Consider the following 13,120-nt stretch of genomic DNA (forward strand, 5'->3'; position numbering starts at 1 on the left):
AATTAATCAATTACAAATCCCAATGGCTGACCAGTCGCTCCATTAGGAAAACTAATACCTAACAACGCAGACATTGTTGGCGCAATATCAGGAATCACTGTTTTATCTAATGTTTCTCCATGCTTAATTCCCTTACCAAAAAATAATAATGGCACATGCGTATCATAATTTAATGCACTACCATGTGTAGAACCTGTTCTACCGTATGAAATAAAAGCGGTGTCATTTACCAAAATAACATCACCAGATCGTTTTTGATTAAATCCGTTTTGCAATAATTCCTCAACTCCATTAGAAAAACCTGACGTACTCATAGTCGTCGCCGTGTACACTTTAGATACATTAGGATAAGTTAGTTGCTCCATTGCTATAGCATTCTGAACATCAATAAGATTTAAGCCTAAAGACTTTACTTTGGCTCTGTCTAAAAATATTTGATTGTTACTAATATTTTCAACAATATCCTTAGTTCCGTAAGTTGAATTTAAAAACGCATTAAACTTTTGTTTTCTTTCTTTATTATCTACATAACCAGCTGGCACATTAACAGATTGCAAATAAGCAGGAACATCTACAGCACCATGATCGGCTGTTAAAAACACTGTGTATTCTCCTTTACCTACAGTAGCATCCAAATAATTAAAAAAACGTTCTAAATCTCTATCTAAACGAATGTAAGTATCTTCAATTTCTTTGGAATTAACACCAAAGTTATGACCAACATAATCGGTAGCAGAAAAACTAACAGCCAACACATCCGTTATATCATCAGCACCCAAATTTTCTCCTTTAATTGCAGCCATTGCAAAATCTGTAGTTAGACTATTACCATAAGGTGTCGCTTTTAAAATATCGAACCCTCTGTTATCCTTGCTTAAAGCTTTTAAATCATAAGGAAACGTCGCTTTTTCTTTTCCTTTAAATCCACCTTCAAAATTATTTTCATCAGTACCACTTTCGATATAAGTTGAAATATCATAAAGCGTATTCCACACTTTTAAATACGATTCTGCACTTTCCGAAGTATTAAAATCACTAACCCACTGTGGTAATTGATTCATATAAAAAGAACTTGAAATCCAAGAACCTTCATCCCTTCCATGAAACCAATACGCTGCGTTTGCAGTGTGACCAGCTGGTAAAATAGCACCTCTATCTTTTAAAGAAACACCTATTGTTTTTCCTCGCATTTGAGTAAACAACCTGTTCTCATCTCCAAACGTAGTGGTTTGCATTCTGCGTGGTGACATTAAACCCGCTTTATCTTCTGTACCAATAGGTTTTACATTATCATCTTGAGCACAATACACCATTTCCTTAATCTCCTTATCATAGAAATTATTACCTACAATGCCATGATATTTTGGAGTTGTACCAGTATAAACCGACGCATGACCAGGACCAGTATAAGTTGGCACATAGTTGAAATGATTATTTTTACAATTAAAGCCTTCACTTATCATGCGTTTAAAACCACCATCTCCAAACTTCGATTCAAAACGTGTTAAATAATCGTAACGCATTTGATCAACCACTATACCAACTACTAATTTTGGCCTAGTGTTAGATTCTATTGTATTTAATGTTTCTTTAGAAGTATCAATTGCTGCATCTTGTGCGCCACAAGAGCTAAATAAAAGTAAAAAGGCAATAAAAGCGATGGCATTTTTCATCTGAATAAGACTTTAAATTTAATCTCAAAAATACAATTTTTATGTTATCTTATTTTTAATTTAACGTATTTTCATGCGTTCATATTTATTTTTTTTAATTGTCGCATGTAGTTCGCAATTAATCATTTTTATGTGTGAAAAAATTATGAATATGCTCTTTTCCTAATCATTTTTTATACTTTAGCATTAATGAAAAGACCCAGCACTTACCTTTATAATATAGGTACTTATTTTATAATGATTAAGGACATATTTCGCAGACCTACTAAATGGTCTGTAATGAAACCTCTAATCTTAAAAGATATTGATGATCTTATTATTGGATCGTTAGGTATTGTAGCCTTTATCTCCTTTTTTGTTGGAGGTGTTGTAGCTATACAAACCTCATTAAACATGACGAGTCCATTAATGCCAAAATACTTGGTTGGTTTTGCTACTAGACAATCTATAATTTTAGAATTTGCGCCAACATTTATTTCGATTATTATGGCTGGTAAAGTAGGTTCATTTATAACATCTAGCATAGGAACTATGCGTGTTACAGAACAAATTGATGCTTTAGAGGTGATGGGAATAAATGCTATTAACTATTTAGTATTCCCTAAATTTATTGCTTTAACGCTTTATCCATTTGTTATTTCTATCGCCATGTTTTTAGGCGTTTTAGGAGGTCTTGTTGCCTGTGTTTACGGTGGCTATGGTACACTAGAAGATTATTTAGAAGGTGTAAGAACAGATTTTATTCCTTTTCATTTTATATATGCTTTTATTAAAACATTTGTATTTGCCTTCTTGTTAGCTACAATTCCTTCATTTTATGGTTATTTTATGAAAGGAGGAGCTTTAGAAGTTGGTAAAGCCAGTACAACGTCATTCGTTTGGACGAGTGTAATGATCATATTGGTCAACTTTTTACTAACCAGTTTATTACTTGGCTAATTATGATAGAAGTTAAAGATTTACATAAATCATTTGGAGATGCACATATTTTAAAAGGCATAACAACGTCCTTTGCAAAAGGAAAAACCAACTTAATTATTGGTCAAAGTGGCTCGGGTAAAACTGTATTCTTAAAATGTTTACTAGGTTTATTTGAATACGAAAAAGGATCTATTTCTTATGATGGAAAAATATTCAGCAAATTAAGTCCTGATGAAAAACGAGCACTACGTGCAGAAATAGGTATGGTATTTCAAGGAAGCGCTCTATTTGATTCTATGACAATTGCAGAAAATGTAATGTTTCCTTTACGTATGTTTACAAAGCAAAGTAAAAGCGAAATGGAAGATAGAGTTAATGTGGTTTTAAACCGTGTAAATCTACCTGATGCTCATAAAAAAATGCCTAGTGAAGCTTCTGGAGGTATGCAAAAACGTGTTGCCATTGCTAGGGCAATTGTAAATAGACCTAAATATTTATTTTGTGACGAGCCTAATTCTGGTCTAGATCCAAAAACAGCTATTGTAATAGATAATTTAATACAAGAGATTACTGACGAATTTGATATTACTACAGTTATAAATTCTCACGACATGAATTCTGTAATGGAAATTGGCGAAAAAATTGTATTCTTAAAAGATGGACTTAAAGCATGGGAAGGCTCTAATGAAACTATTTTCAGAACCGATAACGAAGTCGTAACGGACTTTGTTTACTCTTCTAACCTATTTAAGAAAGTGCGCAAAATGTATCTTGAAGAGCGCAATTAAATTTTCCTTTTTCAACTTTACTGTATACTCTATTCTTAGTTTCGTTTTATAAATACGGTATCTACTTTTAGTTCATTTTTTAACCATCGTTGTAAATCACGCTCTTTTGTTAAAACCAAACTATCCGCAAGTTTAACCTTCCATCTTACGTTTGCAACTGTTACCGTATCAATATTTATAAAATCTTTTGACTCTAACATTTTAGCATATCCAAAATACTCAAGATCACTAAATTTAATTTTAGCATCACGAGATAATGTACTAAATGATACAGCATTCTGATTCGTATTTTTAGACTCAATCACTTTATTAAGATTAGAGATATTGGTTTGCAACTCTTCTATTTGTTTTTGTAAACCATCTATAACATTATCCTTACGATCTAAATCAGCATAAGCTCTATCTAAAGATTCTGCTAAACGATCTGCGCTTCTAGTTTTATTTGCATTAATAACTAACTCAAACTCCTTTAAATCTGCAGATTCATTCTTAGCATTCTGAAAAGCTGACACCATCTCATCACTGATTTCTCCATTAAAATATAGGCTCATTGTTTTGGCATCTATATCAAGCTCTTCGTCATATAACCATAGACTGCGATTATCTTCAATTTCAGCTTTAAGAAATGCTTGATAATCCCTATTTATTTTACTTTCATTTAGCACTGTTAAAAACGTCCAAATTGCAGGAATCATAACAATAATAGCAACTCCCATAGCCACTCTAGAAATACGTTTACGCTTTGCCGAATTAGCATATTTAAGCATTGGAAAGCGCAATATTTTTAATACTAAAAATGTAGCTAAAGCAATAAATATGGTATTAATGGTAAACAAATACATAGCTCCACCAAAAAACTGCCAATTCCCTATTGCTAAGCCATAACCCGCTGTACACAAAGGTGGCATTAACGCTGTAGCAATAGCAACACCAAAAATAACCGAAGCAATAGTCCCTTTTTTAGTCCGTGCAATTATTAAAGCTAAACCACCAAAAAAGGCAATAAGTACATCTCGTATATCGGGACGAGTACGTCCCATTAATTCATTAGTATCTTCACTAAGTGGAAATAACCAAAAAAATAAAAATGCCGTTAGCAAACTTAAAACAATCATGGTTGCTAAATTGATAAGTGATTTCTTTAAAGTATCAATATCATTTATAGCAATAGATAGTCCGACGCCTAAAATAGGGCCCATTAAAGGAGAAATTAACATGGCACCAATTACAACAGCGGTAGAATCGGCATTAAGCCCAATGGATGCTACAAATATCGAACAGACTAAAATCCAAGCTGTTGCTCCTTTAAAGGGAATATCTGCTTTTATCGCAGTTATTGTAGCGTCTCTATCGGTATCTTCTCTAAAATCGAGTAGTTCACTTAAAAACGTTTTTAAACTGGCAAATAAACCTTGAGCATCTTTTTTTACTGCATCTTTCTTTTCTTCAACAGCAGCTTCCTTATTCATCTCGTTGGTTATCTGAGAATTCTCATCCTCAGAAAAATTGAATTTATGTTCGTCACTCATAGTTTTTAACCATATTCTTCTCCAAAATTAGCTTTCACATTTTGAAGTACTTTTTTAATATCTTGTTCTTTTGCTTTAGGAAAGATAAGTAAAACTTCGTCTTTATCTACAATGATGTAATCTTTTAAGCCATCAACAACTACAACTTTATCTTTTTTAGAACGAATCATATTTCCATTAGCATCCTCTAATAACGTTTTTGCATTAACCACTGCGTTACTATTCTCATCTTTATCTAACTTATCATAAAGACTTCCCCAAGTTCCTAGATCATTCCAGTCAAAAGTAGCAGGAATCACATATACATTATCACTTTTTTCCATAAGTGCATAATCTACAGATATGTTTTCTGCCTTTTCGTAATTTTCTTTTATAAAATTATCCTCAAACTCTGTGTTGTAAACGCTATATCCTTTTTCAAATAATTCATACAACTTAGGCTGATTATTTTTAAAAGCCGCAACTACTGTTTTTGCGCTCCACATAAATATACCTGCATTCCATAAGAAATTCCCTTGACTAATAAAAGATTTTGCCGTTTCGTAATCTGGCTTCTCTCTAAATTGATTTACGGATTTTATCTCCGTTGTAGCTGATTTATCATATTCTATATAACCATATCCTGTATTTGGGAATGTTGGTGTTATACCTAAAGTCATTAATGCAGAATTAGATTCGCAATAATCAAATGCTGTTTTAACATTATCAGAAAAGGCTTGTTCATCTTCAATCCAATGATCACTTGGTGCTACAATCATTACAGCATCTTCGTTTTCTTTCTGAATTTTTAATGACGCATACAAAATACAAGGTGCAGTATTACGCATTGCTGGTTCTAAAACCACCTGACGTTTTGTAATATTTGGTAATTGTTCAAAAACTAAATCATTATAACGCTCATTGGTTAGTATGAAGATATTTTCTTCAGGAATCAATTTTGCTAAACGGTGAAATGTTTTCTGAATCAGTGTATCGCCTGTTCCCAACATATCATGAAACTGTTTAGGGAAATCTTGCGTGCTTACTGGCCAAAATCTTGATCCTACTCCACCTGCCATTAATATGGCGTAATAATTTTTGTTTTTGCTATTCATCAATTTATGTTTTAATCTAAAACTTCTACTTCTGCATTTGGGTTAAACAAATATAATTTTCCTGAGCTAACTTCAACACATTCGTAGCGTTTTCTACGTTTATTACCTCTTTTAAATACTCTACCATTGTAAAGTTTAAAAGTTTGATTCAAAGGTAATTCAAATACATACGTCTTATCGTTGCTTTCGTCGAATTGCTTTAAGGCATAGGCGAGATGTGTATCTGTATCGCTAGACGCTTTTGGGTTTTTAAAATGACGAGCCAATAATGGTAATAACTCATTCGGGAAAATTTCGGGTCTTATAAATGGTAACATTAAATGCTGAAACGTATGCTTCCACTCTTTTCCATGCGGCTTAATGCTTCTTCCATATTTATTATAAGCTTCAAAATGGGCAATCTCATGAATTAACGTAATTAAAAACCGATAGTTATTTAAATTAGAGTTTATAGTAATCTGGTGTTTACCGTTGGGCAACGCTCTATAATCACCATGACGTGTTTTACGTTCACGCTTAACTTTTACCGTTAAATGATCATTAGCTAAAAGCTCTAAAACCGATGGCTTTGCTGAAACTGGAATAAATTCTAAATACTGTGCCTGCATTGCCGCAAAAATAGTTGTTATATTTCTATTTTTTAAATCTTAAAATTCAATTTGAAATTTAAGGTGTAGAATTAGAAACTTGTAACACTTTACCATTATAATATTTATTTCCGGTTAAGGCAAAATTTTGAATATACTCTGCCATTTCTTTAGCCGTTGTTGGTGCTTTATAACCAGGAAATGCTTCTTCTAACATTTCTGTTTGTACGGCTCCTAATGCCAAAACATTAAATTGTGGTCCTGTTTCTTTGTATTCTTCTGCTAACAATTCAACTAAGGTAATAACTGCACCTTTACTAGAACTGTATGCTGATAAACCAGGGAATTTCATACTACCTTGAATGCCTCCCATAGAACTAATCGTTACCACATGACCATCTCTTTTAAGAAATGGCAAAACAGTTCTGGTTAATTCTGAAACACCAAAAACATTAGTTTGGTACACTTTAGTAAAATCTTGAAACGTAGTCTCAGCAAATGGTTTGTTGATTATAGCACCTGCATTGTTTATTAAAATATCAACATGCTTCCATTCTTCTTTTATAAAATCAGTTACTTTTTGGTAATCGTCCTCATTACATAAATCAAAAGCAAAAGATGATATATTATCAAAATGAAGATTACTTACTGGTTTTGCATTTCGAGATAATGCTAAAACATTATGTCCTTGATTGGCAAAAAGATGAACAAGTTCAAACCCTATACCTCTACTAGTACCTGTTATAATTATATTTTTACTCATCTTTTAATATAACTTCTTTAGTTGGTGCATTCATCATTCCTTCTAACGCAGGAATCATTTTTTCTATAAAACTTACCATATGTTCGTAATCCATTTTATCTGCTTCATCATCCACGTGATGATAGTAATCGAAATTCGTAAAATCGAAAGTTGAAATGGCATGCGCAGGAATATTAAGTCCTTTAAAGAAAGGGTAATTATCAGACCTCATAAACAAGCCAAAATCCTTTGCTTTAGGGAAAAAACCTACAACCTCTTCTCCAGCATAACTATTCAATGTTTCAGCAAAATTAGAACGTTCAAAACCACTCATATAAGCCATTGATTGTTCTTCTGCTCTTGCAACACCAATCATTTCAAAATTAATCATTGTATAAGCATTAATACCTTTCGCTTTTAAACGTGCAGCTAAATGTGCAGAACCTTTTAAACCGACTTCTTCAGCATCATATAGTGTAATTAAAATACTGCGCTTATTCGTTTTAGTTTGGGCAAAATATTTACCAAACTCCATAGCTGCTATTGTGCCAGACGCATCATCATTTGCACCATTTGCAATTGAATCGCCTTCTACAACTTTACCTAGTCCTATATGATCGTAATGACCACCAAGAATTATAAATTCGTTCTTAAGTATTGGGTCATTGCCTTCAACCATACCTACAATATTATATCCATCTAAATCATTTACTTTAAATGAATCGCGATACGTTTCAAAATAAGGTTTAATCTTATGAGTCTTTAAATAATTTTCTATAAAAACGGCTGCTTTTTCAATGCCTTCGCTTCCGGTTGCTCGTCCTTGTAATTCATCTGAAGCTAAATAGTCCATACTAGCTTTAATAGCTTCTTTAGTAATTTTAGGTTTTACTATTTCTCCCTTATTACCTGATTTTCCATCAGCACCTTTTGTATGACAAGCGCATGAGTAAACCAATGCAATGATAAGAATTGAAAGTATTTTTCTCATAATATTTATTTGAGTTTAAAGATAAAAAAATCCTGATTCGAAAATTATCAAATCAGGATTATATTATTTAGATTCTGAAACACGTTCAGAATGATAATTTATGATACTAACATCGTTACAGGGTTTTCAATATATCCTTTCAATGTTTGAAGGAATTGAGCTCCTGTAGCTCCATCTACAGTTCTGTGATCACAAGCTAAACATAATTTCATAGTATTACCTACAACAATCTGTCCTCCTTTAACCACTGGTTTTTCTACAATGTTACCAACAGATAAAATAGCTGAATTAGGTTGATTGATAATTGAAGTAAAACTATCAATACCAAACATTCCTAAGTTAGAAATTGTAAAAGTACTACCTTCCATTTCATCTAGTCCTAACTTTTTATTTCTAGCTTTACCTGCTAATTCTTTAACAGCTCCACCAATTTGAGTTAAACTTTGCTCGTTTGCAAATTTAACAACTGGTACTAATAAACCATCTGGCACTGCAACTGCAACACCAATATGTACATGGTTGTTTAATTGCATTCTATCATCAAACCACTGAGAGTTAACTTGCGGATGTTGTTTTAATGCTAAAGCACACGCTTTAACAATCATATCATTATATGAAATTTTTGTATCTGGAATAGAATTGTATTGCATTCTAAATGCAATTGCATTTTCCATATCAAACTCAACATTTAAATAATAATGTGGTGCCGTAAATTTAGATTTTGCTAAGTTCTTAGCAATCGCTTTACGCATGTTTGAGTTTGGTACTTCATCAAAATCCTCTTGACCTGTTGGTACAAATTTACCAACCGAAGCTCCTTGAGCTGATGGAGTAAAGTTTTCAATATCTTTCTTTACAATTCTTCCGTTTTCGCCAGAACCTTTAACCTGAGCTAAATTAACTCCCTTCTCTTCTGCCATTTTTTTGGCTAATGGTGAAGCGAAAATTCTACCAGACGTCGAAGTTGAAGTTGAAACCTTAGGAGTTTCTTTCTTTACTTCTACTTTTTTAGGTTCTGCTTTGGGTGCTTCTTTTTTAGCCTCCACTTTAGGTGCGTCTTTCTTAGCCTCACCTCCTTCTGCTTTGAAGTTTTTAGCGACATTAGAAACATCCGTTCCTTTTGGGCCAATAATAGCCAACAATGAATCTACTTTTGCAGATTCACCTTCGTTAAGGCCTATATGCAATAAAGTACCTGCTTGAAAAGATTCAAACTCCATAGTCGCTTTATCTGTTTCAATTTCTGCAAGAATATCTCCTTCTTCAACTTCATCTCCAACTTTCTTTAACCAAGCAGCCACAGTTCCTTCTTCCATGGTATCACTTAAACGTGGCATGGTAACAACTATAACTCCTTCTGGCAATTCTTGTTTAGAATCGAAATCTACATCAGAAATATCTTTTGCTTCTTCTTCTTTAGCTTCTGGAGCAGCATCTGATTTTTCAACCTCAGCACTTCCGTTTAAATAGCTAGAAATATCTTCTCCCTCATCACCAATGATAGCTAAAAGTGTATCTACTTTAGCCGTCTCACCTTCTTGAATACCAATATGAAGTAAAGTACCTTCGTTAAAAGACTCAAACTCCATAGTTGCTTTATCAGTTTCAATTTCTGCTAATATATCACCTTCCTCAACTTTGTCACCAACCTTCTTTAACCAAGAGGCAACTGTTCCTTCTTCCATGGTGTCGCTCAAACGCGGCATATTTATTACTTCTGCCATAGTTTATTTTATTTTGTGGTCTATAAATGGGTAATCTTCTTGCTCGTACACAACATCGTACATCACATTCTTTTCAGGATATGGAGATTCATCAGCGAACTTCTCACATTCAGAAACGCGTTTTTTCACATCCTTATCAATAGCTTTTAAATCAGCTTCTGTTGCATATTTCTTTTCAAGAATAATATCTTTTACTTGTGTAATAGGATCAATTTTCTTGTATTCTTCAACCTCATCTTTTGTTCTATAGTGTTGTGCATCTGACATTGAGTGACCTCTATAACGATACGTTTTCACTTCTAAAAATGTTGGCCCTCCACCTTTTCTTGCACGTTGAATCGCTTCATCAAAAGCTTCAGCAACTTTAATCGGGTTCATACCATCTACTGGTCCACAAGGCATTTCATAACCTAATCCCAGTTTCCAAACATCCGTATGATTTGCTGTACGTGCTACTAAAGTTCCCATCGCATAGCCATTGTTTTCACAAACAAAAACTACTGGTAAATTCCATAGCATAGCTAAGTTAAAAGTTTCATGCAACGAACCTTGTCTTGCAGCACCATCACCAAAACAACAAATAGTTACGGCATCCTTATCGTGATATTTATCACCAAAAGCAATACCAGCTCCTAAAGGTATTTGACCACCTACAATACCGTGACCACCATAAAAACGGTGTTCTTTAGAGAAAATATGCATAGAACCACCAAGACCTTGAGAAGTACCAGTTGCTTTTCCAAATAACTCTGCCATTACACGTTTAGGATCTACTCCCATACCAATTGGCTGAACGTGATTACGGTAAGCCGTTATCATCTTGTCCTTAGTTAAATCCATTGCATGTAATGCACCTGCTAAAACAGCTTCTTGTCCATTATATAAATGAAGGAATCCTCTAACTTTTTGTTGAATATATACTGCTGCAAGTTTGTCTTCAAACTTTCGCCAGAACAACATGTCCTCGTACCACTTTAGGTAAACTTCTTTAGTTATTTTTTGCATTTCTTGTTGAGTTCTTTAAATAGAATAACAAAAATAATGATTTAGAAAATAATGAAGAAACAGTATATCGTAAAAAAAAAAGAAATTACTGAATTTACTGTAACGAAAACCCTATAATACTGAACTTTCAAAAAGAAGTGGTAGTAAGTTGGCTAATGAGTTTGATTTTACAACCTTACCTTTGGCTCCCATGAAATAAATTTCGACAGGCTGATTTTGTTTTATTTCGTATTCTGCTATCGCTTGACGGCAAGATCCGCACGGAGGAATAGGTTTATCTGTTACTTGGTTTTGAGAAGATGCCGTTATTGCCATTTTTAAAATCTTAGCTTTTGGATATTTTGCTCCAGCATAATATATAGCAGTACGTTCTGCACACAAACCTGAAGGAAAGCACGCATTCTCTTGATTGCTACCAATGACCACAATGCTATTATCAAGTAAAATAGCCGCTCCTACATTAAATTTGGAATAAGGAGCATAAGCATTTTCCCGAGCCTCTATCGCAGAATCCATAAGATTCTGTATAGATTTGGGAAGTTCATTTATATCATCATAGACTTGTAACGTGGTTTCTATTTTGACTTCTTTCATAAACTTACAATTTATTATTGCCATCTAAAATCTACTACTCACAAATTTCAAATTGGCATTAGACAAAAAAACTATTGTTTGGGTTAAACAATAGTTCTTTAGTATCTAAATTAAGTATAAATTTTTAATATTCATCATATTCTCCTGCTCCAAAATTAAATGTTAGAGAAAAACGTAACGTATTTTCTAATGGACTTTGAATTTTTGAAGCTGAAAATAAATATGATAAATCTACATTAATAGTGGTGTATTTAAAACCAGCACCTAATGCAAAAAACTTTCGTGCTCCTTTATCATCTGACTCGTTAAAATAACCTGCTCTAAAAGCAAAACTATCTTGATACGTATATTCTGCTCCTAAAGCCCAAGTGAACTCTCTAAGTTCTTCACTAAAACCACCTGGCGCATCACCAAAAGATTGAAAAACTCCACTTAAAAAACTAACATCTGTATCTTTACCTTCAAGAATAACATCATCACTTGGATCATTTTGATTACCAGATGCTGCTAATTGCTCTTCTGTTTGAAAATCCTCGTCTTCAGGATTGTATTCTCCATTTCCATCAACATCTGTAAATACTAGTTTATCACCCAAAATTGGTGGTGTTGGCACTAAATATTTAGACACCTCTGCAGATACTGCTAACTTACTATATTCATCAAAAATAAAATCGAAACCAGCACCTAATCTTAAATTAGTAGGTTGAAATACTTCTTGCCCACCATCATCGTACTTAAATCTTGGTCCTAAATTCTGAATCGCAAAACCTAATCTCCAACGACCATTAAAATCACTATAAGCTTCTTCTTCACTTTGGTAATAACCTGTAATATCTGCACCAAAAGTACTCCCTGGATTAGCATTAGGATCTGTTTCTTGCAATCTTAAAGCAGAACGCATATAACGCAATGCTACAGCCATTGAGAATTGATCGCTTAATTTTAAAGCATAAGCCGCATCTACTGCAAATTCATTTGGTTTTACAGCTACGCCAGGTGATGTTGCATCTTGTGTTAATACTATTTCCCCTAAAGTGAAATATTTAAAACTCGCAGAAAAAGCACTATATTCATTTATTCTGTTGAAATAGGTTAAGTAGCTTAATGAAATATCATTAACTAACCTCGTTAAATAAGGAGTATAACTTAAACCAATACCCTGTTTAGCCTCAGAAAACGCATATTTTGCAGGATTGTATTGTTGAGAAAATCCATCTACAGATGTTGCTACTCCCATATCTCCCATTGATGCTGATCTTGCATCTGGTGAAATAAGCATAAATGGTAAACCTGTTGTAATTACTCTACTATCTGAACTATTAGGAACACTTAGAGTTACTTCTTGTCCAAAGATTAAGCTAATTGTCGCAAAAGCGATAAGGGTAATGGTGTATTTTTTCATGTTCAATTTTTGAAGTATTAATACCGTTTACGCAGTATTAAATCGTTTGCAAATATAAATTATTATTTTA

At 33.3% G+C, this 13,120-nt stretch carries 12 protein-coding genes; 2 read left to right on the plus strand and 10 right to left on the minus strand.

Annotated features, from left to right (window positions below; all coding sequences use genetic code 11):
• Nucleotides 1-2: 2 nt before the first annotated feature.
• Entirely contained in the window at nt 3-1,673 is a 1,671-nt protein-coding gene (gene pafA, locus DFQ10_RS16855) for an alkaline phosphatase PafA (RefSeq protein ID WP_115818619.1), read from the minus strand.
• 189 nt (nt 1,674-1,862) lie between these two features.
• On the opposite strand from pafA, the gene DFQ10_RS16860 reads away from it, so the two are divergent.
• The gene (locus DFQ10_RS16860; RefSeq protein ID WP_115818620.1) at nt 1,863-2,612 is read left to right on the plus strand and encodes an MlaE family ABC transporter permease; all 750 of its coding nucleotides are present in this window, start codon (nt 1,863-1,865) and stop codon (nt 2,610-2,612) included.
• Nucleotides 2,613-2,614: 2 nt separating this feature from the next.
• Entirely contained in the window at nt 2,615-3,382 is a 768-nt protein-coding gene (locus DFQ10_RS16865) for an ABC transporter ATP-binding protein (RefSeq protein WP_115818621.1), read from the plus strand.
• A gap of 35 nt (nt 3,383-3,417) precedes the next feature.
• Here the strand turns inward: DFQ10_RS16865 and DFQ10_RS16870 are convergent, their stop codons facing one another.
• From DFQ10_RS16870 to porV, 9 genes are all read right to left on the minus strand, one after another.
• The gene (locus tag DFQ10_RS16870) at nt 3,418-4,911 is read right to left on the minus strand and encodes a DUF389 domain-containing protein (protein ID WP_115818622.1); all 1,494 of its coding nucleotides are present in this window, start codon (nt 4,909-4,911) and stop codon (nt 3,418-3,420) included.
• 5 nt (nt 4,912-4,916) lie between these two features.
• Nucleotides 4,917-6,005 (minus strand): mannose-1-phosphate guanylyltransferase, encoded by a 1,089-nt coding sequence (locus tag DFQ10_RS16875; protein WP_181897663.1) that lies wholly within the window; start codon nt 6,003-6,005, stop codon nt 4,917-4,919.
• An 11-nt stretch (nt 6,006-6,016) separates the two neighbouring features.
• Nucleotides 6,017-6,613 carry a SprT-like domain-containing protein gene (locus DFQ10_RS16880; protein ID WP_115818623.1) on the minus strand — a complete coding sequence of 199 codons (597 nt, stop codon included), beginning with the start codon at nt 6,611-6,613 and terminating at the stop codon, nt 6,017-6,019.
• Between the two features lie 58 nt (nt 6,614-6,671).
• Nucleotides 6,672-7,355: an SDR family NAD(P)-dependent oxidoreductase gene (locus DFQ10_RS16885; protein WP_115818624.1), complete on the minus strand. Its 684-nt coding sequence runs from the start codon at nt 7,353-7,355 to the stop codon at nt 6,672-6,674.
• Entirely contained in the window at nt 7,348-8,325 is a 978-nt protein-coding gene (locus DFQ10_RS16890; RefSeq protein ID WP_115818625.1) for a M28 family peptidase, read from the minus strand. Before DFQ10_RS16890 ends, DFQ10_RS16885 begins: the two co-directional genes overlap by 8 nt.
• A gap of 98 nt (nt 8,326-8,423) precedes the next feature.
• Nucleotides 8,424-10,049, minus strand: a complete 1,626-nt coding sequence (locus tag DFQ10_RS16895; protein ID WP_115818626.1) for a pyruvate dehydrogenase complex dihydrolipoamide acetyltransferase — start codon at nt 10,047-10,049, stop codon at nt 8,424-8,426.
• Between the two features lie 3 nt (nt 10,050-10,052).
• Nucleotides 10,053-11,054 carry a pyruvate dehydrogenase (acetyl-transferring) E1 component subunit alpha gene (pdhA, locus tag DFQ10_RS16900; RefSeq protein ID WP_115818627.1) on the minus strand — a complete coding sequence of 334 codons (1,002 nt, stop codon included), beginning with the start codon at nt 11,052-11,054 and terminating at the stop codon, nt 10,053-10,055.
• Nucleotides 11,055-11,165: 111 nt separating this feature from the next.
• The gene (locus DFQ10_RS16905; protein WP_115818644.1) at nt 11,166-11,648 is read right to left on the minus strand and encodes a cytidine deaminase; all 483 of its coding nucleotides are present in this window, start codon (nt 11,646-11,648) and stop codon (nt 11,166-11,168) included.
• Between the two features lie 124 nt (nt 11,649-11,772).
• The gene (gene porV, locus DFQ10_RS16910; RefSeq protein ID WP_115818628.1) at nt 11,773-13,050 is read right to left on the minus strand and encodes a type IX secretion system outer membrane channel protein PorV; all 1,278 of its coding nucleotides are present in this window, start codon (nt 13,048-13,050) and stop codon (nt 11,773-11,775) included.
• Between the last annotated feature and the right edge of the window lie 70 nt (nt 13,051-13,120).

The organism is Winogradskyella eximia (genome assembly GCF_003386165.1).
In the GTDB taxonomy this organism is placed as follows: domain Bacteria; phylum Bacteroidota; class Bacteroidia; order Flavobacteriales; family Flavobacteriaceae; genus Winogradskyella; species Winogradskyella eximia.